The 19,433-nt window shown below is 68.8% G+C and carries 18 protein-coding genes and 3 pseudogenes; 9 read left to right on the forward strand and 12 right to left on the reverse strand.

The window, feature by feature from the left end; translation table 11 throughout:
- Positions 1-98: 98 nt before the first annotated feature.
- A complete protein-coding gene (locus C7T91_RS04190) occupies positions 99-1,091 on the forward strand; it encodes an enoyl-CoA hydratase/isomerase family protein (RefSeq protein WP_108258104.1) in 993 nt (330 codons plus the stop codon).
- A 126-nt stretch (positions 1,092-1,217) separates the two neighbouring features.
- On the forward strand, positions 1,218-1,691 hold the full coding sequence (locus tag C7T91_RS04195) for a nuclear transport factor 2 family protein (RefSeq protein WP_108258105.1): 474 nt from the start codon (positions 1,218-1,220) through the stop codon (positions 1,689-1,691).
- Between the two features lie 215 nt (positions 1,692-1,906).
- On the opposite strand, the gene C7T91_RS04200 is transcribed toward C7T91_RS04195, so the two are convergent.
- The 4 genes from C7T91_RS04200 to C7T91_RS04215 form a co-directional block, all read right to left on the reverse strand.
- Positions 1,907-2,095, reverse strand: coding sequence for a DUF1761 family protein (locus tag C7T91_RS04200; protein ID WP_108258106.1), 189 nt, complete (start codon positions 2,093-2,095; stop codon positions 1,907-1,909).
- On the reverse strand, positions 2,083-2,280 hold the full coding sequence (locus C7T91_RS04205; RefSeq protein WP_108258107.1) for a hypothetical protein: 198 nt from the start codon (positions 2,278-2,280) through the stop codon (positions 2,083-2,085). The genes C7T91_RS04200 and C7T91_RS04205 overlap by 13 nt, the downstream gene beginning before the upstream one ends.
- A 12-nt stretch (positions 2,281-2,292) precedes the next feature.
- Positions 2,293-2,574 (reverse strand): Rossmann-fold NAD(P)-binding domain-containing protein, encoded by a 282-nt coding sequence (locus C7T91_RS04210; RefSeq protein ID WP_108258108.1) that lies wholly within the window; start codon positions 2,572-2,574, stop codon positions 2,293-2,295.
- 139 nt (positions 2,575-2,713) lie between these two features.
- A complete protein-coding gene (locus C7T91_RS04215) occupies positions 2,714-3,916 on the reverse strand; it encodes a M24 family metallopeptidase (RefSeq protein ID WP_108258109.1) in 1,203 nt (400 codons plus the stop codon).
- A gap of 422 nt (positions 3,917-4,338) precedes the next feature.
- Here C7T91_RS04215 and C7T91_RS04220 point away from each other — a divergent pair, with 422 nt between their 5' ends.
- Positions 4,339-5,034, forward strand: coding sequence for a DUF3427 domain-containing protein (locus C7T91_RS04220; protein WP_108258110.1), 696 nt, complete (start codon positions 4,339-4,341; stop codon positions 5,032-5,034).
- 633 nt (positions 5,035-5,667) lie between these two features.
- Here the strand turns inward: C7T91_RS04220 and C7T91_RS04230 are convergent.
- A pseudogene (locus C7T91_RS04230) lies at positions 5,668-7,556 on the reverse strand (RecQ family ATP-dependent DNA helicase); the annotation flags it as partial.
- Between the two features lie 29 nt (positions 7,557-7,585).
- Between C7T91_RS04230 and C7T91_RS04235 the strand changes: the two are divergent.
- Entirely contained in the window at positions 7,586-7,735 is a 150-nt protein-coding gene (locus tag C7T91_RS04235; RefSeq protein WP_236637969.1) for a helix-turn-helix domain-containing protein, read from the forward strand.
- A 6-nt stretch (positions 7,736-7,741) separates the two neighbouring features.
- Here C7T91_RS04235 and speB read toward each other — a convergent pair whose 3' ends face one another.
- On the reverse strand, positions 7,742-8,698 hold the full coding sequence (gene speB, locus C7T91_RS04240; RefSeq protein ID WP_108258113.1) for an agmatinase: 957 nt from the start codon (positions 8,696-8,698) through the stop codon (positions 7,742-7,744).
- Between the two features lie 137 nt (positions 8,699-8,835).
- Here speB and C7T91_RS04245 point away from each other — a divergent pair, with 137 nt between their 5' ends.
- The gene (locus tag C7T91_RS04245; RefSeq protein ID WP_108258114.1) at positions 8,836-10,521 is read left to right on the forward strand and encodes a BCCT family transporter; all 1,686 of its coding nucleotides are present in this window, start codon (positions 8,836-8,838) and stop codon (positions 10,519-10,521) included.
- Here the strand turns inward: C7T91_RS04245 and C7T91_RS04250 are convergent.
- Genes C7T91_RS04250 through C7T91_RS04270 form a run of 5 tightly spaced genes read right to left on the reverse strand, consistent with a single transcriptional unit; the run spans position 10,459 to position 14,890 of the window.
- Complete coding sequence (locus tag C7T91_RS04250; protein WP_108258115.1) at positions 10,459-11,187, reverse strand: MBL fold metallo-hydrolase; 729 nt, start codon at positions 11,185-11,187, stop codon at positions 10,459-10,461. The two genes, C7T91_RS04245 and C7T91_RS04250, sit on opposite strands and share 63 nt — an antisense overlap.
- The gene (locus C7T91_RS04255; RefSeq protein WP_108258116.1) at positions 11,184-12,206 is read right to left on the reverse strand and encodes an ABC transporter ATP-binding protein; all 1,023 of its coding nucleotides are present in this window, start codon (positions 12,204-12,206) and stop codon (positions 11,184-11,186) included. The genes C7T91_RS04250 and C7T91_RS04255 overlap by 4 nt, the downstream gene beginning before the upstream one ends.
- Positions 12,203-12,973, reverse strand: a complete 771-nt coding sequence (locus C7T91_RS04260; protein ID WP_108258117.1) for an ABC transporter permease — start codon at positions 12,971-12,973, stop codon at positions 12,203-12,205. Before C7T91_RS04260 ends, C7T91_RS04255 begins: the two co-directional genes overlap by 4 nt.
- Positions 12,973-13,827 carry an ABC transporter permease gene (locus C7T91_RS04265; RefSeq protein ID WP_108258118.1) on the reverse strand — a complete coding sequence of 285 codons (855 nt, stop codon included), beginning with the start codon at positions 13,825-13,827 and terminating at the stop codon, positions 12,973-12,975. Before C7T91_RS04265 ends, C7T91_RS04260 begins: the two co-directional genes overlap by 1 nt.
- A 4-nt stretch (positions 13,828-13,831) precedes the next feature.
- Entirely contained in the window at positions 13,832-14,890 is a 1,059-nt protein-coding gene (locus tag C7T91_RS04270) for an extracellular solute-binding protein (RefSeq protein ID WP_108258119.1), read from the reverse strand.
- 105 nt (positions 14,891-14,995) lie between these two features.
- Here C7T91_RS04270 and C7T91_RS04275 point away from each other — a divergent pair, with 105 nt between their 5' ends.
- The 4 genes and pseudogenes from C7T91_RS04275 (at position 14,996) to C7T91_RS04290 (ending at position 18,270) form a co-directional block, all read left to right on the forward strand.
- Positions 14,996-15,610, forward strand: coding sequence for a TetR/AcrR family transcriptional regulator (locus tag C7T91_RS04275; protein WP_236637970.1), 615 nt, complete (start codon positions 14,996-14,998; stop codon positions 15,608-15,610).
- A 29-nt stretch (positions 15,611-15,639) separates the two neighbouring features.
- Positions 15,640-16,077 (forward strand): annotated as a pseudogene (locus C7T91_RS04280) (cytidylyltransferase domain-containing protein); the annotation flags it as partial.
- Positions 16,078-16,276: 199 nt separating this feature from the next.
- Positions 16,277-17,167 (forward strand): UTP--glucose-1-phosphate uridylyltransferase GalU, encoded by an 891-nt coding sequence (gene galU / locus C7T91_RS04285; protein WP_108258121.1) that lies wholly within the window; start codon positions 16,277-16,279, stop codon positions 17,165-17,167.
- A 113-nt stretch (positions 17,168-17,280) separates the two neighbouring features.
- Positions 17,281-18,270: a glycosyltransferase family 2 protein gene (locus C7T91_RS04290; protein ID WP_236637971.1), complete on the forward strand. Its 990-nt coding sequence runs from the start codon at positions 17,281-17,283 to the stop codon at positions 18,268-18,270.
- Positions 18,271-18,388: 118 nt separating this feature from the next.
- On the opposite strand, the pseudogene C7T91_RS34680 reads toward C7T91_RS04290, so the two are convergent.
- A pseudogene (locus C7T91_RS34680) lies at positions 18,389-18,643 on the reverse strand (transposase family protein); the annotation flags it as partial.
- Positions 18,644-19,433: the final 790 nt, after the last annotated feature.

Consider the following 19,433-nt stretch of genomic DNA (forward strand, 5'->3'; position numbering starts at 1 on the left):
CAGCAACGGGAGATGCGGATGGTCACTGACGCGGGCCGGCAGGATGCCGGCGGAGCGGCCTTGCGGATGGCGGCGGGCGGCGCTGNCGGGGCGCTTCCATGGCTGACATCGTCCTGCGGACCGAGGGGGCGGCCGGGCGGATCACGCTGAACCGTCCGGACAAGCTGAATGCCCTGACCCATGGCATGTGCCTGGCGATCGAGGCGGCGCTCGACGGCTGGAGCCGGGATGACGGCATCGCGCTGGTGCTGATCGATGCGGCGGGCGAGAAGGCGTTCTCGGCGGGCGGGGACCTGCGCTTCATTCACGACGCGGCGGTCGCGGGCGACTATGCGGTGCCGCGGGAGTTCTGGCGCGACGAGTACCGCCTGAACCTGAAGATCGCGGAATATCCGAAGCCGGTGGTCAGCCTGATGCAGGGCTATGCCATGGGCGGCGGGGTCGGGATCGGCTGCCATGCCTCGCACCGCGTGGTCTGCGAGACCAGCCGCCTCGCGATGCCGGAATGTTCGATCGGGCTGGTCCCGGATGTCGGCGGCACCTGGCTGCTGAGCCAGGCGCCCGGGCATGTCGGCGAATTCCTGGCGCTGACGGCCGGGCGGATGGGGCCGGGAGATGCGGTCTTTGCCGGATTTGCCGATCACTACCTGCCGCGCGACCGCTGGCCGGAGCTTACGGCGAAGCTGGCCAGGGGCACGGTCTCGGCGGTGGCCGACATGGCGGAGCCCGCCCCGGCCGCGAGCCTGGAAGGGGACCGCGGCTGGATCGACAGCGCCTTTTCGCTGGGCGGCACCGGGCCGATCCTGGAGGCGCTCGGCGAGATGGACTTCGCCGCGCCGCAGCGCGGGCGCTGTCGCCGCCAGGACGGCAACGGCTGCCCGGCTTGCTCCGCATTGCCCTCCGTCAGCAGCCAGGCGAATGGTGCTCCGGCGGCGCGCTTGTCCAATGGGTTCCCGGCGGCACCGGTCCATGCGGGGTTTCGCGGCGCCTGTCGGGCCGAGACTGCGGCCGCGCTCCCCGGTGCAGTCCGGCGAGCCGAAGCCACGGGAAATGCCGCGCAGGCGCCTGCGCCGTCCGTGCCTCCGGAATGACCTTGAGGACAAAATCAATTCTTATCACCATAAGCTCATCGGCGCGCCGTTCCCGCCGCGACGCGGATCGCCTATCAGAACACCACCCGTTTCCCCTTGGCCCTTCTGCCGAAAGGATTTTCCCCGATGCGCCTTGCCCGCACTGCCCTCTCCGCCACGCTGTTCCTCGCCGCCACCGCGGCATGCGGCACCGCCTTCGCTCAGTCCGCAGAGCGCGATTACGCGGCCGAAGAGGCCAACCGCGCCCTTGTCGTCGAGTTCTACGAGGGCGTGTTCCAGCGGCACGAGGTGGAGAAGAGCGCGGAAGTCCTGGCCGAGGACTACATCCAGCACAACCCGCACGTGCCTGACGGCAAGGCGCCCTTCGTGACCTACTTCACCGGCCTCTTCGCAGAGAACCCCGACGCGCGCTCGGAAATCAAGCGCAGCGCCGCGGATGGAGACCTCGTCTGGCTGCATGTCCATTCCACCGCCGGACCCGAAGACCGCGGCCGTGCCATTGTCGATATCTTCCGCGTCGAGGACGGCATGATCGCCGAACATTGGGACGTGATCCAGCCGGTGCCGGAAAGCTCGGCCAACGACAACACCATGTTCTGAGGCGGGGCCGCAGCCCTACCTGACGCACAGCACATGGCGGGCATTCCGGGAATGCGCGGCTCGCAGGCTTGAGCGCCCGGCCGATACATCATAAGTGTACACATGAAAGCGGCGCCCGGGAAACTTGGCGCCTTTTTCAACCTCCCTGTTGGACTTCGGCCGAGCTTTGTCTCGGCCTTTTTTTTGCCCGAAGCCTGCGCCCGGCGGGCGGCCCGTCAGAAGGCGACCAGCAGCGCGCCCATCAGGGCCGTGGCGAGCGCGGCATAGCCGCCATCCAGCAGCACCAGCTGCAGCGAGCGCCGCTCGGCAAGCGCCAGCATCCTGAGCCAGGGCACGACGAAGAAGAGCCCGCCTTCCAGCCCCGCAACCGATCCCAGAGCCAAGTTGGAGGTCAGCCCCGACACGAAGAAGATGTGCCGCGGAAGCCCGCCGACAGCAGCATTGCCAGCGCGGAGGCAAGGAGCGCCGCCGGGCTGTCCGCCCGGACCGGTGCCACAGGCCTCAGCTTGCGGGCGAAGGGCGCGCGGTACCACAGCAGCCCCGCCGCCCAGGCCGCAGCAGCCGCGGCGATCACGTTCCAGAACCCCATGGCGTTTTCCGCTCACGTGCCGTTGGGGAAATCTGTGCGCATCGTCAGAGGCTTGATCGCCTCGATCTGGCCCTTCAGCTCTTCGAGCCGGTTCGACATGACGCCATGCGCATAGGAGACGAGCGGCAGGCGCAGCGGCGGCTCGGCCTCGGCGGCGACCTCTGGCAGGATCGCGGCCGCGCGCACCGGATTGCCCTTCTGGGTGCCCCAGAGTCCTGCTGCAGGATGCGGCGCAGCCGTCACCGGAGGCCATGGCCCGAGGCCGCCGCGCTTCCCTGAGCCGGTTGCGCCCATTCGCAGCCGCCCACCCTGTCCTGCGCGGACGGCACTGCGTCCTGCTGAACCTGCGCCCCGGTCCGCTCCTGCGCCGCCGCGCCGCCTGACGCGGGAAAGCGGGCCGCCCCTCCCCTGGCGGCCCCGCCCCTCCCCGGCCTCAGCCGAGGATGTTGAAGCCCGGCCCGTAGGGATAGCCGGTGATGTTCTCGGCGCCGTCTTCCGTGATCACGAGGATGTCGTGCTCGCGGTAGCCGCCCGCGCCGGGCTGGCCTTCGGGAATGGTCAGCATCGGCTCCATCGAGATCACCATGCCGGGTTCCAGCACGGTGCCGATGTCCTCGCGCAGCTCCAGCCCCGCCTCGCGCCCGTAGTAATGCGACAGCACGCCGAAGGAATGGCCGTAGCCGAAGGTGCGGTACTGCAAGAGGCCGCGCTCGGCGAGGAAGGCGTTGATCTTCTCCGTCACCTCGTCGCAGCGCGCCCCCGGCACCAGGAGCGACATGCCGAATTCATGCGCCGCCACATTCGCCTCCCAGACCTTCAGGCTGGCAGCGTCCGGTTCCCCGAGGAACAGCGTGCGTTCGAGCGCGGTGTAATAGCCCGAGATCATCGGGAAGGCGTTGAGGCTCAGGATGTCGCCCTGCTGCAGCACCCGCGCCGTCACCGGGTTATGCGCGCCGTCGGTATTGATGCCCGACTGGAACCAGACCCAGGTGTCGCGGTACTCGGCCTCGGGAAACCGCCGGGCAATCTCCAGCTCCATCGCGTCGCGCCCGGCCATCGCCACGTCGATCTCGCGCACGCCCGCCCGGATCGCCGCGCGGATCGCGTAGCCGCCGGCATCGGCGACCTGCGCGCCCTGCTTGATCAGCGCGATCTCGGCCGGGGATTTGACCATCCGCTGCCGCATCGAAGCGGGCGCGATGTCGATGCAGGCGGCGGGCTTCAGGAAGCTGTCCATCAGCCCTTTCTGCGCCAGCGTCAGGTGGTCCGCCTCGTAGCCGATCACCTGCCCCTCGCCCGCCACCGAGCGCACCGCGCGCCAGTAGTTGTTCCGCGCCCAGTCGGTATAGGTGATGTTGTCGCCATGGCAGCGCCGCCAGGGCTGCGCCGCGTCGATCCCGGCGCTGATCGTCACGCTGTCCGCCGCCGTCACCACCAGCCCGTAGGGGCGTCCGAAGCTGCAATGGAGGAAGCCCGAGTAATAGGCGATCGCCTGCATCGAGGTCAGCACGCAGGCGCCGACGCCCTCGGCCGCCATCGCGGCGCGCAGCCCGGCAAGGCGGGCGTCGTATTCGGCAGGGGCGAAGGGCAGCACGCGGCTGCCTTGGTGGAAACGGTAGAAGTCGGGGCGCTCCATGCGGATCATCCTTGGTCGGGCCGGAGCCGCGGACCGGGGGGATCTCCCCCTGCCGCGGCGGCGGCAAAGCAAGATCCCGGCGTGCAGGACGGGGTGACGGGCCCGCTTCGCGCGGCGGCGACGCCATCGCCTGCCCTGCGCGGGATATTTGCCGAGTCCCGCCGCCCGCGCAAGCGCGAAACGCGCTACCCGTCCGGCTCCGCCGTGCCTTCCGGGCGCAGGACCGGACAAGATGATAGGCCAGCTCGCGCAGGCCGCCCGAGGGCGCGGCATTGGGATCGCCCGGAAGACAGACCGGGTACCGGCGCAGCAGCACCTCCCAGGCCAGCTCGAACCGGTCATGGCCGCGCCCCGCCTTCCGGCTCGGGCAGGGCGATGGCGGAGCGCCGTCCCCCGTCCACCTCCCAGGCCAGCACGTTGCCATGGCTGCCGCTGCCCGCGGAGGCAGCAAAGACCTAGAGTTCCGGCACGCCGTCGGCCCCGGGATCGGCCACATCCGGCTCTGGGCCCCATCGCCGCTGTTCATGCAGGCCGGAGACGGGCTCCGCCTGCGCCGCGAGGACCCGAGCGGCGCGCTGCCGGGCATGGTGGACGAGCTGTGCGAATGGCGCGAGGCGCAACCGGCTCCCGAAAGGCAAGCCGCCGAGAGCGGCGCGGGCTGGCAGACCGCGCCGGAACTCTGGCGCGAGTACATGCGCGAGGACATCCCGCGGCTGTTCGGAACCAGCTTCAGCCCGGGCAACTGGAATTCGGGCATCGTGCGCCTCGGCGCCGACCTCGTCCTGCTGACGACCCTGAAGAAAGCGAACATGACGGCCGGCAACCACTATGATGACGGCTTCCTCTCGGCCTCGCGGATGCAGTGGCAGAGCCAGACCCGGACCCGCCGCGACAGCCGGATCGGCCGGATGCTCAAAGGCGCGGAACCGGGAAGCCGCGTGCACCTCTTCGTCCGGAACGGCAAGCTGCGCAGCGGCAGGGCGGCGCCGTTCCTCTATTGCGGCCGTCCGGTCTTCGAGGGCTGGGAGGGCGAGACCCCCATCACCGTCACCTGGCGCCTGCCCGAAGACGTGCCGCCGCACCTGCGCCCTGCGCTCGGGATCGGGACGGCGGTCTGATCGCCGGCTCCCGCCGCCGGCCCCGGTCGTGGCTGTGCGGAGGCCGGTGGTATTTCTGGCGCAGTTGCTCTGTTCAGTTCGAATATGTGAACCCACATATTGACCGCAATGGAGGCTGGCGCCGATGATCTTGGGGTAAATTGGAAGACCGCAGGAATGGAAGCCCCTCAGCACATGACCCGGATGCCCGGCCCGCTTGCTGAGCGCTGCGTCTCCGTCGATCTCGAAGTCGACCCGAAGGCCGCGCGGATCTTTGCCATGGCGGCCGTCTGGCCTGGGGACCGCCGTCCGGCGCTATCCGTCAAGGGCGACAGCCCGGCGGCGCTGGACCGGCTCGAGGCCGCGCCCATCGACACGCTCTGGCTGAACCCGCTGGCCTTCCCGCGCAACCCGTACCACCACCTCGTCAAGCACTACCATGACGGGCGGCTGCAGGCGGGGCATGTGAACGATCCCGAAGAGGACGCGCGGCTGGTCTTCGCCGTGCTGGAGAACCAGATCGCGGCGCTCGGCGAGATGGCCCGCGCCGCGCCGGACTCCGTCGCCGCCTATCACTATCTCGCCACGCGGATGGAGGAGGCCGCCGGCTTCGACGCGGTGTTCCGCGAGCTGCGGCAGGCACCGGTGCCCTCGCCGCAGGAGGCCGAGGCCGCCGTCCGGTCGCGGCCGTCGCGAGAGAGCCCGCGCAGGAGCTTCTCGACGATGTCCGGCCGCACCCCGGCATGGCCGCCATCGCGCAGCGCCTGGCAGGTCTCGGCCAAGTTCAGCGGCAGCGGGTCGTTCTTTTCGGCCTCCGGGGCGGCCTCGCGCATCGCCGCGATCAGGCCGGTTTCCAGCGAGGCGGCTTCGGCCAGCCGGTGCGGCGATTGCCCGGCGACCCCGGCATGGACGAAGGCGGTCACGGCCAGGTCGTTGCGGGCAAGCCCGAAGATCTCCAGATCGGCCATCGCCTTTGACAGCGCCCCGGCCGTCAGCCCGCTGGCCCCGGTCAGGTCGTCGGTGGAGATGCCCTCTTCGGGCGGGGCGTTCATCAGGTGGCGGACGATGTCCAGAAGCTGCCGCCGCCGCGTGCCGGTGATCGCGGCGGTGCCAAGGAGCCGTTCGGCCTCGGCCATGTCGCGGATGCGCAGCGAGGAGGGAAAGACCTGCACCCGGTTCTCCTCGCGGCTGAGCAGCGTCGCCTCCTCCAGCCAGGAGATCGCGGTCTTGACCCGCGTGTCGTCGGTCGCGTCCTCGCGCTCGAATTCGCGGTCCTTCTCGTCGCGGACGATCTCGCCCGTGGTGGCGATGACGGTGCCGCCCTGCTTCATGCGCGTGTCGATCCGGCGCAGCGCCTTCAGGATCGCGCCGATCTCGCGGCGTTCCAGCCGCGACCGGGCCGAGAGCCTGAACTGGCGCTCCACATCGTCTTTCGCGAAAAGCAGCACGCAATCGGCATGGTCGCGGTCCCGCCCGGCGCGGCCCGCCTCCTGCAGGTAGTTCTCCAGCGATCCGGGGATGTCGCCATGGACGACGAGCCGGATGTCGGGCTTGTCGATCCCCATGCCGAAGGCATTGGTGGCGGCGATGATGCGCAGGTCGCCCGTGCGGAACCGCTCCTGGATTTCGCGCTTCTCCTCGGGCGAGCGCCCGGCATGGTAGTGCTCGGCGGCGAGCCCCTGGCTCTTGAGGAACTCGGCCACCTTCTCGGTGGCGGCGCGCGAAGCGCAATAGACCACCGCCCCCGAGGCGCCCTCGGCGGGCAGCTTGGCTTCGATCACGTCGAGGATGTCGCCCATCTTGGTGCCTGCCCTGGTCTCCCGCACCTCGAAGGCGAGATTGAACCGTGCCGCGCCGCCGTCGAGCAGCAGAAGGTCCGTGCCCAGCCGCGCCCGGAAATGCTCGCGAATGTCACGGATGACCTCGGGCTTGGCGGTGGCGGTCAGGCAGAGCACCGGGGCAGGGGGCTCGCCGCCGGAATATTCGCGGATGAAGCGGCCGATATAGCGGTAGTCGGGCCGGAAATCGTGGCCCCATTTCGACACGCAATGCGCCTCGTCGAGCACCCAGAGCCCGACCTCGCGCTGCGTCAGCACCGAGCGCACCGAGGCGCTGCGCAGCTGCTCGGGCGAGATCAAGAGGATCGCGGCCTCGCCCATCCGCACCCGGTCGAGCGCCTCCTGCCGCTCGGGCATCGACAGCATCCCGTTGATGGTGACGCCCGAGGAGATGCCCGTGCGTTCCAGCCCGGCGACCTGGTCGGCCATCAGCGCGACAAGCGGCGAGATCACCACCGTCAGCGCGCCGGTGCGATCGAACTTCGACAGCGCGGGCACCTGGTAGCAGACCGACTTGCCGGTGCCGGTCGGCAGGATGCCGAGCACGCCGGTGCCCTGCATGGATTCCGCGACGATGCGCTCCTGCAGCGGGCGGCCGGTCTCGTCGGCGGGTTCGGGCCGGAAGGCGCCGAAGCCGAACCAGCGCTTCAGCGCGGCACCGGGGTCGGCCTTCTCGCGGCACCAGGCGCATGTGGCAAGGCCGCAGTCGCTGTCGCCGCGGGTCCGCGCCCGAGGTGAAGGTCTCGGACGTGGCGATGGATCACGGCTTCCTGCATTGGGGCCGGTTCTCGCAGGCCTACCGCAAGATGTTCGGCGAGCGCCCCTCGGACACGCTGCAGGGGCGCGGTCCGGCGGTGCTGCCTGCCGGGCCGGCCTATGCCTGAGCGGCCTCAGCGGCGCTGCGGCACGCCGGGCAGGGCGCAGAGCATTTCATAGAGGAAATTCGCGGCGATCACCGCGGTGTTCCCGGCCATGTCATAGGGCGGGGACACCTCCACCAGGTCGCAGCCGACGAGGTTCAGCCCGGCGCAGCCGCGGATGATCTCGAGCCCCTGCATCGTGGTCAGCCCGCCGACCTCCACCGTGCCGGTGCCGGGCGCGAAGGCCGGGTCGAGGCTGTCGATGTCGTAGCTCAGATAGACCGGCGCATCGCCGATCTTGGCGCGGATCTCGGCCATCAGCGGCTTCAGCGAGGTGTGCCAGCACTCCTCGGCCTGGATCACCGTCCAGCCCTGTTTCCGTCCCCAGTCGAAGTCGTCCGCGGCATAGCCCGAGCCGCGCAGCCCGATCTGGAACACCTTGTCGTTCTGCAGGCAGCCCTCTTCCCACGCCCGGCGGAACGGGCAGCCATGCGCGGCGGTCTCGCCGAACATCTCTTCGTTGGTGTCGGAATGCGCATCGACATGGATCAGCGCGACCGGCCCGTGGCGTTCCTTCATCGCGCGCAGGATCGGCCAGGTCAGCGTGTGGTCGCCGCCCAGCGTCAGCGGCACCGCGCCATGGGCCAGCACGCCCCGGTAATGCTCCGCGATGATCTCCACCGATTTCTTCAGGTCGTAGAGATTGACCGGCACGTCGCCGATATCCGCGACCTGCAGATGCTCGAAGGGCGCGGCCCCCGTGGCCATGTTGTAGGGCCGGATCATCCGGCTCTCGTCGCGGATCTGGCGCGGACCCAGCCGCGTGCCCGGGCGGTTCGAGGTGCCGATATCCATCGGAATCCCGAGGAAGCAGGCATCGAGCCCCTCGGCCGTCTCCTGCGCGGGCAGGCGCATCATCGTCGCCGGGCCGCCGGTGCGGGGCATCTGGTTGCCGCCGAGCGGCTGGTTGAAGCGGTGGTCGCTCATCTTGGGTCCTTTCATGGGCAGGCCGACACCGCGCAGGCGCGCGGCGGGGCCGAAAAGAGGGAAACCGGCGGAACCATGCCGTCCGACGGGCCGTTGGCCCTCGCGATATCCGGATTTCGCAACGTGGAGCCAGTCATTTGGAACAGCTCGCCCGCCGCCTCGGCCTGAGGACCGACCCGACGATCTTCTTCCTGTCCGCCGGCATCACCGTCGCCTTCGTGCTGGCGCTGGTGCTTTTGCCCGGCCCGATCGGCGCGGCCTTCGCCGCCGGGCGCGCCTGGATCGTGACCAATCTGGGCTGGTTCTTCGTGGCGGGGGTCAATCTCTGGCTCGGCTTCCTGATCTGGGCGGCCTGCTCGCGCTACGGCCATGTCCGGCTGGGCCGCGAGGGTGCGCGTCCGGACTATTCCAACCTCAGCTGGTTCACCATGCTCTTTGCCGGGGGCATCGGCACGGTGCTGATGTTCTGGGGCGTGGCCGAGCCGGTCAGCCATTTCGCCGCCCCGCCGCTGCCGGGGGTGGAGCCCTTCACCGAAGAGGCCGCGCGCGACGCCATGTCGATCGCGATCTACCATCTCGGGCTGCACACCTGGACGATCTTCACCCTGCCCGGGCTGGCCTTCGCCTATTTCATCAACCGCTACGACCTGCCCGTGCGGGTCAGCTCGGTCTTCTACCCGCTCCTGGGCGAGGGCATCCACGGCCCCGCCGGCAAGGCGATCGACATCGCCTCGATCCTCGGCACGCTGTTCGGCGTCGCGGTGTCGCTGGGGCTCGGCTCCAGCCAGATCGCCGCCGGGCTCGACGCGCTCTTCGGTACCGGCGACGGCGTCGCGGTGAAGGTCGCGATCCTCGCCGTGCTGACCGTGGTGGCGGTCGGCTCGATCGTTGCCGGGCTCGATGCCGGGGTGAAGCTGCTGTCGAACATCAATATCGGCCTCGCCGTGGCGCTGATGGTCTTCGTTCTGGTGACCGGCTCGACGCTGTTCCTCTTGCGCGGCGTGGTCGAGACCTTCGGGCTCTACCTGTCGAACCTGCCGCATCTGGCCTTCTGGAACGACATGCTGGCGGATGAAAATCCGTCGAACGAGGCCTGGGGCTGGCAAGGCAGCTGGACGGTGTTCTACTGGGCCTGGACGGTGACCTGGTCGCCTTTCATCGGGCTCTTCGTGGCGCGGATCTCGCGCGGCCGGACGATCCGCGAATTCGTCTTCGGCGTCCTGCTGGCGCCGTCGCTCTTCACCCTCGTCTGGTTTGCCATCTTCGGCTGGCAGGCGATGGAGTTCGACGGGCTGGGCCTCGCCGCGCGCGAGGCGATGGGCGCCTCCGCCGGCCAGATCAGCGATGCGGTGGCCGAAAGCGTGCCCCTCGCGATGTTCGCCTTCTTCGAGAACCTGCCCTGGACGCCGCTGATCCAGGGGCTGGCGGTGGTGATCGTCGCGATCTTCTTCGCCACCTCCTCGGACTCGGCGTCGCTGGTCGTGGACATGCTCTGCACCGGCGCGGCCGAGCCCGGCCCGGTGCATCAGCGGGTGTTCTGGGGCGCGGCCGAGGGGCTGGTCGCCGCCATGCTGATCGTGCTGGCGGGCGAGGCCGGGCTGAGCGCGCTGCAGGAGGTGATCACCGTCGTCGGCCTGCCGATCTTCGCGCTGGTCTGCATGATGATCCCGTCGCTGATCCGGGGCTTTGCGCTCGAGGACATCGACCATGTCACGGTCGGCCAGCGCCCGGCTCTGGAGGAGTTCGGCCATGGCGCGGAGTCAGGCGCCGCGGTCCGCGAGCCAGTCGGTGATCAGGGCGCGCAGCCGGTCCCCGGAGAATGACTGGAAATGCCCGCCATGGACGGTCCTGACCGGCAGGGCCAGGAGCCGCTCCATGGACCGTACGTAATCCGCGGCATCGGCATGGTAGGTGTCCTCGATCAGCGGCCCGTCATAGACGATGTCGCCGGAGATCAGGATGCCGGTCGCCGCCTCCCAGAGCGCGATGCCGCCCGGGCTGTGGCCCGGCGTGTGGATCACCTCGAACTGCCTGTCGCCCAGGTCGATCACGTCGCCATCCCCGAGAATGCGCGTCGCGGGCGCGGCCTTCACCGCGTAGGTCGCCGATTGGTAGGGGACATCGGGCAGCGCGTCGAAGATGTCGTCGGTGACATAGGGATCGGCCAGGGTCGAGGCGCGGGTTGGGTTGGCCAGAATGTCCGCTTCGCAAGCGTGGCAGAGCCGGTCGGGAAATTCGTGGTGGCAGCCGACATGGTCGAAATGCGTGTGGCTGGCGACGGCATCGAGCGGACGCTCGCTGACCAGCGGCACCCATTGGCGCAAGCTGACCACGCCCATGCCGGAATCCACCATCATGTCGCGGTCGCGGCCGCGGACATGCCAGATATTGCAGCGGTAGAATTCCTTGATGAAGGGCTCGTCGATCCAGGTGATGTCGTCGCCGACCTTGCGCAGCCGGTACCAGTCCTTGGGGGGAATGCGGGTCATGCGGCCTCCGGCAGGATGACGGGATCGCGGCCGAAGAGCTCGACCTCGGCGCCGATCTCGGGATGGGACCCTTGCGGCAGATGCGCGACGAGGCGCATGTCGGGCGCGGCGAGCGGCGCGAAACGGCAGCGGTGATGCGCGCCGAAGAAGGCCGCTTCGGTCAGCCGCGCCCGGCCGAGGCTGAAGCTGCCCGACAATCCGACGCTTTCGGGACGCAGACAGAGGATGCCCTCTGCCGGAGGAACGGGCAGGGGGCCGAGCGGGCTGGCGACGCCTTCGCCTGCGGGACGGACCGGCAGGCGGTTGAGTTCGCCCATGAAATTCGCGGAAAAGAGCGTCCGGGGGCGCAGATAGACCTCTTCCGGCGTGCCGCAATGCTCGATCTGCCCGGCATTCATCACCACGATCCGGTCGGCGATGGCCATCGCCTCTTCCTGGTCATGGGTGACATGGATGAAGGTGGTTCCGACGCGGCGTTGGATCGCCTTCAATTCGTCCTGCATCTGGCGGCGCAGCTTCAGGTCGAGCGCGCCCAGGGGCTCGTCGAGCAGGAGCACGTCCGGCTCCACCGCCAGCGCGCGGGCCAGCGCCACCCGCTGCCGCTGTCCGCCCGAGAGCGCATGGGGTTTCCGCCCCGCCTTGTCGTCGAGCCCGACCATGGCGAGCATCTCCACCGCCTTCGCGTCGCGCGCGCGGCGGGACTGGCCGCGCATCCTGAGGCCGAAACCCACGTTGTCGCGCAGCGTCATGTGCGGGAAGAGCGCGTAATCCTGGAACATGGTCGTGGTGGGCCTGAGCTTCGGGCCGACATGGGTCATGTCGCGGCCGCCGATCAGGACCTGTCCCTCCGATGGCGTCAGGAAGCCGCCGATCAGCGAGAGAAGCGTGGTCTTGCCGCAGCCCGAAGGGCCCAGGAGCACGACGAATTCCCCCGCCGCGATCGACAGGTCGATGCGGTGCAGCGCGGTGAAATGGCCGAACCGGTGCTCGACGCCCCGGATTTCCACGTCTGCGGTCATTTGGATGCCTTTCGGAAGAGAGTCAGTTCCAGCGTCACGACCAGCAGCACCGAGACGAGGAAGACCAGCGAGCCCACCGCATTGGTCTCGGGCGAGAGGCCGGAGCGGAGCATGGACCAGATCTCCACCGGCAGGGTCACGTCGAAGCGGGTCAGCAGGAAGGCGATGATGAACTCGTCCCAGCTGAAGGTGAAGGACAGGAAGAAGGCCGCGGCCAAGGACGGCGCGATCATCGGCGCGAGGATGAGGAGCAGCACCTGCGCCTCGCCCGCGCCGAGGTCCCGTGCCGCCTTCAGCGCGGATTTCTGCGGCGCGCCGATTGCGGCAGAGAGGATGGCGAAGCACAAGGGCAGGTTGATCACGACATGGCCGATGCCGGTCGCCATCAGCGAGGGGCGGACGCCGGCCCAGTTGAACATCTGCAAAAGGCCGAGGCCGATGATCAGATAGCTGACGGTCATCGGCGCGATGATCAGCCCGCGCATCAGCGCCCCTCCAGGCAGGCGCGCTTGCGCGAACCCGGCGGCAGCGAGGAAGCCCAAGGTGAGCGCCACGGCGGAGGACGCGAGCGCCACCAGCATGGAATTGCCGAGCGCCGCCATCAGGTCGCGGTCGCCCAGCACCTTGGCATACCACTCCGCCGTCGGCCCGTTGAAGGGCGGCACCGGCAGCCGACCGTCCTGGAAGGAGAACACCACCAGCACCGCGACGGGCAGCAGGATGAAGCCGAACATCGCCGCCAGATAGGCCCAGGACAGATAGCGCATCAGACCCGCTCCATCTTCAGCCAGCGGGCGCAGCCGGCATAGGCGAGGGTCACCATGACCATGAGGACCACCGACAGCCCCGAGGCCAGCGGATAGTCGCCGCGCCGCCCGAGCTGCAGCATGATCAGCTGCGGCAGGCTCAGCTCGTTGTTGCCGCCGAGAATCTGCGGCGTGATGTAGTCGCCGATGCACAGAACGAAGGTCAGGAAGGCGCCGGTCATCACGCCCGGAAGCGTCAGCGGCAGGATCACCAGCCGGATCACCTGCCAGCGCGAGGCGCCGAGGTCTTCGGCGGCGCGGGCATAGTTCGGCGAGAGCTGCACGAGGTTGGAATAGATCGTCAGGGTCAGAAGCATGACGAAGAAATGGGTGAAGCCGATCACCGTGGCCGCGCGCGTCGCCATGATCTGCACCGGCTCCGCCAGCAGGCCCAGCCCGGTCAGCGCGTTCATGATCACGCCCTTCTCGCCCAGAACCAGCGCCCAGGAATAGGAGCGCACGACATAGGAGGTCCAGAAAGGCAGCACCGCCAGCAGGAGCGCCAGCCGCCGCCAGCGGGCAGGCACCCGCGTGGCGATGATCCAGGCGAGCGGCCAGGCGAGCAGCACCGAGAGCACCGTGACCGTGAGCGTGATCTCCAGCGAGACCCGGATGCCCTTGGCCAGAGATGGGTCGGTGAAGATCCGGGCATAGGTCTGCAGGTCCGGGCCGGGGAGGACCGCGCGGCCCTCCATGTGGCCGAGGCTCATCCAGACCATCGCCGCGAAGGGCAGGACGAAGAAGGCTGCCGTCCAAAGGAGGGCCGGGGCGGCAAGCGCCGCGCCCAGCCGTTTCTCGCTGCGCTCGATGCTCATGGCGTCAGTTCTGCAGCATGTCCGTCCAGAGATCCTGCATCGCCATGTCCGTGTCCGCGTCCGGCACCGGATAGAGCTGGGCGCGCGCCAGATAGGCCTCCTGGTCGTTCCAGCGCAGCACGGCCTTCTCGTCGTCGGTCAGGACCTCGCCCGCGGCCTTGTTGGCGGGCATCCCCCAGTAGCAGGAGGAGGTCGCCAGCCGCGCCTGGCCTTCGGGCGACAGGATGTACCGGATGAATTCCAGGGCCAGTTCGGGCTTTTCCGTGCCCTCGACCATCGCCATGGCCTGCGCCCAGACCAGCCCGCCCTCTTCGGGGATGGTCCAGTCGAGATCGGGGTTCTCGGAATGCAGCACCGCGGTCAGCCATTCGCCGCCGCCGATCAGGATGTCGACCTCGCCGGTAGCGAGCGCCGTCTGGCTGCCGACCACGTCCGAGACCTGGCGCGATGCGGCGCGCAGCCCCATCAGCGGGTCGCGCAGGGTCTCGAGCGCGGCGGCGTCGAGATCGGCCGTATCCACGCCCTCGGCCAGACCGACGAGGCCCAGCACCGGCAGGTAGTAGTCGTAGATCGCGATCCTGCCGTCATATTTGCCGGACCAGAGCGATGCCAGGCTCGCCATGTCCGCCGGATCGACCGCCGCCTTGTTGAAGGCGATGGTGTTGTAGCCGAATTTCTCGGTCACGCCGTAGAGCTGGCCGCCGACCGTCATCGCATCCGTCAGGGCGACCTCCGGGAAGGTGGCGGAGGTGTCGATTGCGCCCCCGGGCAGCGGTGCGAGGAACCCCGCCTCGGCGGCGCGGGCAACGTCGACGCTGTCGATCACCATCACGTCCCAGTCGCCCGGGCGGGACTGTTCGAGGATGGTCAGCCCGGCGGCGGTGCCCTCGTATTCCTTGACGTTGACGCGCACGTCATGGGCCGTCTCGAACGGCTCCAGCAGCGCCGCATCGGCATGGTCGCACCAGATCAGCGCGTTGAGGTCTTCGGCCGCCTGCAGCGCGGTGGTCGACAGGAGCCCGCCGGCAGCGGCAAGGCCCAGGGTCTGCATCCTGAAGGTCATCTGTGGTCCCCGTTGAGCGTATTCTTGGCGTTTTTCTGCCTTCAGCTTGACCAGCCGAATTTCTGTAGTCAATCTGAACTTGAAGTCACTACAGGTTTTTCGGATATGGCAGGTCTGCGGGAGCGGAAAAAAGCGGCAGCGCGGAAACGCATCCTCGATTGCGCCGCACGGATGTTCCGCGAGGATGGCTACGAGGCGTCGCGGATCGAGGATATTGCCGCGGCGGCCGAGCTGTCGGTGGCGACGTTCTACAACTATTTCGGATCGAAGGCGGATCTGCTGCTGGCCGCGGTGCTGGAGGAAACCGCGATGGTGATCGCCTCGGTGGAGGAGTGCATCGCGGCGCCGGAGCCGACGCTGGAGCAGGCCTTCGGCGCGATCATCGCCACCTATTTCGGCAAATCCTTCCAGTATTCCTCGCGCGAGGTCTGGCGGATGGCGCTGGCGCGGACGCTTCTCGATCCGGAGGCGGAATTCTCGCAGCGCTATATCGAAATCGACTGCGAGCTCAGCGACCAGCTCTGCCGCTTCCTGGCGGAGATGCAGCGCTGCGGACTGGTGCGGGAGGGGGCGGATACCGGGCCGGCCGGGCGGCTCCTGTTCAACAACGTCAACATGAACTTCATCGAATTCATGCGGAGCTCCGCCATGACGGCGGAGCAGGTGCGCAACAAGGTGATGGCGGAAAGCGCGCCGGTGCTGTCGCTGCTGGCGGCCTAGACGGCCGCCGCTTCGGCGGCGCGGGGCAGGGGCTGCGGCGCCGGGCCGAAGTGGCGACGCCGGTGCTGCGCTGCGACGGCGCGGCGCTGCAGGGCTTCCGCGACGACCGCAAGGCAGGCCGCGTCGGCGGCACCACCGCGGTGTTCCGCGCCGACGGCATGGCGCTCTATTTCTCCAAGGAAGTGATTCCCTATTCCGACGGCGTGCCGACGGACGGGCCGGAAACCCCGGTCTTCCACCATGTTGGCGTCTATGCCTACCGTCCCTCCGCGCTGGAGGCCTATGGCCGCCTGCCGGTCGGCAAGCTGGAGACGCTCGAGGGGCTCGAGCAGCTGCGCTTCCTCGAGCATGGCCACCCGGTGCTCTGCGTCGAGGTGGAGGCCCGCGGGCGCCAGTTCTGGGAACTCAACAACCCGTCCGACGTGGCCCGGATCGAGGCCATGCTGGCGGCCGGGTCCGGCGATTGACCGCGCGGCGGGGCTGCGTGCGCGCAGTTCCGCCGGGTTCCTCACCTGCGGCGCTGCGCCCGCAGCCCAGCGTTGCAAAACTGTTGCCTAGAGGCTTTAGTTCCAGCACGATGGTCGCGCGGCCGGAAATAATGGAACTTATAAATCGCGGTCCGCGTTGTTTATCTGAGTGCAGTTGCGTGTAAACAAGGGCAAGGTCATGAAACACAAGGTTACCAAGGCAATTTTCCCGGTGGCAGGCATGGGGACCCGGTTCCTTCCCGCCACGAAGTCGATCCCCAAGGAGATCATGACGCTGGTGGACCAGCCTCTGATCCAGTACGCCATCGACGAGGCGCGCGATGCCGGGATCGAAGAATTCATTTTCGTCACCTCCCGCGGCAAGTCCGCGCTCGAAGATTACTTCGACGGCGCGCCCCAGCTCGAAGCCACGCTGCAGCGCAAGGGCAAAACCGCGCTGCTCGACCAGCTCAAGCGCACCGACATGGAAAGCGGCGCCATCGCCTATGTCCGCCAGCGCGAGGCGCTCGGCCTCGGCCATGCGGTCTGGTGCGCCCGCCGCCTGATCGGCGACGAGCCCTTCGCGGTCCTGCTGCCCGATGACGTCATCAAGGCCGACAAGTCCTGCCTGGCGCAGATGGTCGAAGCCTATGGCGAAACCGGCGGCAACATGGTCGCGGCCATGGAAGTCCCGATGGACAAGATCTCCTCCTACGGCACGCTCGCCATCAAGGAAGACATGGGCCACATGGTCTCGGTCTCCGGCATGGTCGAGAAGCCCAAGCAGGAAGAGGCTCCCTCGAACCTCGCCGTGATCGGCCGCTACATCCTCGACCCGAAGGTCCTGTCGAATCTCGACGAGATGAAGATCGGCGCCGGCGGAGAGATCCAGCTGACCGACGCGATCGCAGAGGAAATCGAAGGCACCGGCGTCTACGGCTACCGCTTCCGCGGCGAACGCTATGACTGCGGCTCCAAGGCCGGTTATCTGCAGGCCACCGTCGCCTTCGGCCTCGAGCGCGACGACCTGCGCGACGAGTTCACCGAATTCCTGCGCGACTTCACCGCGATCCGCAGCGCCGCCGAGTAACCGCGCTGCACTTGACCTGATCTTGGTGCGCCGCCCGCGAGGGCGGCGCTTTTTTTGCGCGTCAACCGGGCTTTAAGCAGAAGCGCCGTAGCAACTGGACAGGAGGTTCCCGTGTGCGGCGACTCGATGGATGCCTGTATAAGCTGGTCCTGCGGACCCGCCGCCAGCGGCTGTTCCTGCGCAATTGGCGCAAGGGGCTCGACCTGGCGCCGGTGACGCCGCCGGCATGCCGGGACGGGATCCTGGCCTTTGCCTGCCTGCGCAACGAGGCGCGGCGCCTGCCCGAGTTCCTCGCCCATTACCGCCGGCTCGGCGTCGCGCAGTTCTTCATGGTCGACAATGCCAGCACCGACGGCACTGCGGCACTGCTCGCCGCCCAGCCCGACGTCGCGCTCTGGCGGACCTCGGCGTCCTACCGGCGGGCGCGCTACGGGATGGACTGGCTGGCCGCGCTGAAGCGGCGCCATGGCTGCGGGCGCTGGTGCCTGACCGTCGATGCCGACGAGCTGCTGGTCTATCCGGACTGGGAAACACGGCCGCTGCCGGCGCTCTGCGCCTGGCTCGAGGCCCGCAGCCTGCGCAGCTTTCCGGCGCTGCTGCTCGATCTCCATGGCGGGCCCGGTGCGGCCGGTCCGGAGGGGCGGATCCTCGACCAGGTCCCGTGGTTCGATCCGGGAACCTACCGGGCGCAGCGGGATCCGCGCTACGGCAATGACTGGATCCAGGGCGGCCCGCGGGAGCGCGCTTTCTTCGGCGCCGATCCCTGGCAGGCCCCTGCGCTGAACAAGGTGCCCCTGGTCAAATGGAAATTCGGCCAGACCTATGTCAGTTCCACCCATCACCTGCTGCCGCGCGGGCTGAACCAGCGGCGGGAGGAGGCGCCGACCGGGGTGTTGCTCCATACCAAATTCCTGCCGGGGTTCGCCGAGCGTGCCGAGGAGGAAACGCGCCGCCGGGAGCATTACGGGGATTGCGTCGAATACCGCGCTTACCTGGCGCGGGCTGCCGGGCCGCAGGGGCTCTGGCGGCCCGGCTCGCGGCGCCTTGCCGGATGGCGGCAGCTCGAGGCGCTGGGGCTGATGTCGCGCGGGGTCTGGATATGACGGCCGGCTGCGTGATGCTGTGCCATGGCAGCGAACCGCGCAGCGCCTTGCCGTCCGCCGCGATGGCATTGCTCGCGCCGAGCAGGGCGGCGCCCTCGGCCAGAAGCTGTCCGAAGGCGGCGTCAAGCGCCCTGGGGCCGATCATGCGGAACGCCGCCGGGAAGGTGCCGTGCGGGGGCACGGCATGGCGGAGCTTCGGGACGCCCCTGAAAACAGGTTGCTTTGCCTGGCCGAAGGCTGCCGGCCCGGCGCAGGACGTCGCGCCGCAGAGCACCGAGACCAAGGCAATGACGAGCAGCGCGCCGAGGTCGTGGCGGGCAATGTCCGCGCGGGGATCAGGGACGTCGTCAAAGGCGGAGAGGAACCAATGCATGGCGGCGGCGGACTCCGGCGGCTGGTGTCCGCCATCCAGACTCCATCCTCGCCGACGCGGCAAGGCCGGTCGTTCAGGATCTCAAAGCCAAATGCGATTCTCCTGCGCCGCGACCGGCGGTGGCCGGGGCCGCGCCATGGACGGTCTCCGGTCCGATGGCCGGGCGCCGGGGCAGAACCGTCGGCCGGTTCCGGCGGCGCGGACGGCGGCGACGGGTGCCCGGGCCGCTGAAGGCGAACCGGCACCCGCTGCTCTCCGGCGCCCGGGCCTGCCTGGACGAGCTCCGCGAAGGTCCCCCGTCGCGGTCGCCGCAGACAGCGGCCACGGCCGCACAGAGCCCCGCAGGGCCATGGTCGTTAAGGCCAGGGGACTGGCGGAGCGTCATGACGTCCCCGGGCTCAAGGCCTTCGGCCAGATCGAGGCCACGCGCGCCGCCGACGGCAGAACCACATCGGAAACCTGGATTTCCGCGCTGTCCTGGCTGCCTGCGACCGAGGTCCTGACGGACCCCCTCCGCGCCTACTGGGCAATCGAAATGCGCTGCACTGGCAGCTCGGCATGTCCTTCAGGGAGGACGCAGACCGCAACCGCACGGGTAACGGCCCGGCCGACATTGCCGTCCTGCGCCGCCGCGCGCTGGACATGTGCGGAGGGACACCTCGAAGGGATCGCTCTCCGTCAAGCTGAAGCGGGCAGTCTGGGACGACGAATTCCCCTTCTGACTTCTCCGGCTTTCCGGAAAGTTACGGGATGCGCAGCTCCAAGCGCGATAGCCCTGCGTCGTGGCCGC

Source organism: Mangrovicoccus ximenensis (genome assembly GCF_003056725.1).
Taxonomy (GTDB): domain Bacteria; phylum Pseudomonadota; class Alphaproteobacteria; order Rhodobacterales; family Rhodobacteraceae; genus Mangrovicoccus; species Mangrovicoccus ximenensis.

Bases quoted from the DNA above. Each gene is read 5' to 3' on its own strand.
- C7T91_RS04215 (WP_108258109.1), bottom strand. From the start codon at position 3,916: ATGGAGCGCCCCGACTTCTACCGTTTCCACCAAGGCAGCCGCGTGCTG.
- C7T91_RS04275 (WP_236637970.1), top strand. From the start codon at position 14,996: ATGGCAGGTCTGCGGGAGCGGAAAAAAGCGGCAGCGCGGAAACGCATC.
- C7T91_RS04220 (WP_108258110.1), top strand. From the start codon at position 4,339: ATGGCTGCCGCTGCCCGCGGAGGCAGCAAAGACCTAGAGTTCCGGCAC.
- galU (WP_108258121.1), top strand. From the start codon at position 16,277: ATGAAACACAAGGTTACCAAGGCAATTTTCCCGGTGGCAGGCATGGGG.
- C7T91_RS04190 (WP_108258104.1), top strand. From the start codon at position 99: ATGGCTGACATCGTCCTGCGGACCGAGGGGGCGGCCGGGCGGATCACG.
- speB (WP_108258113.1), bottom strand. From the start codon at position 8,698: ATGAGCGACCACCGCTTCAACCAGCCGCTCGGCGGCAACCAGATGCCC.
- C7T91_RS04205 (WP_108258107.1), bottom strand. From the start codon at position 2,280: ATGGGGTTCTGGAACGTGATCGCCGCGGCTGCTGCGGCCTGGGCGGCG.
- C7T91_RS04265 (WP_108258118.1), bottom strand. From the start codon at position 13,827: ATGAGCATCGAGCGCAGCGAGAAACGGCTGGGCGCGGCGCTTGCCGCC.
- C7T91_RS04260 (WP_108258117.1), bottom strand. From the start codon at position 12,973: ATGCGCTATCTGTCCTGGGCCTATCTGGCGGCGATGTTCGGCTTCATC.
- C7T91_RS04210 (WP_108258108.1), bottom strand. From the start codon at position 2,574: ATGGGCGCAACCGGCTCAGGGAAGCGCGGCGGCCTCGGGCCATGGCCT.
- C7T91_RS04195 (WP_108258105.1), top strand. From the start codon at position 1,218: ATGCGCCTTGCCCGCACTGCCCTCTCCGCCACGCTGTTCCTCGCCGCC.
- C7T91_RS04270 (WP_108258119.1), bottom strand. From the start codon at position 14,890: ATGACCTTCAGGATGCAGACCCTGGGCCTTGCCGCTGCCGGCGGGCTC.
- C7T91_RS04250 (WP_108258115.1), bottom strand. From the start codon at position 11,187: ATGACCCGCATTCCCCCCAAGGACTGGTACCGGCTGCGCAAGGTCGGC.
- C7T91_RS04255 (WP_108258116.1), bottom strand. From the start codon at position 12,206: ATGACCGCAGACGTGGAAATCCGGGGCGTCGAGCACCGGTTCGGCCAT.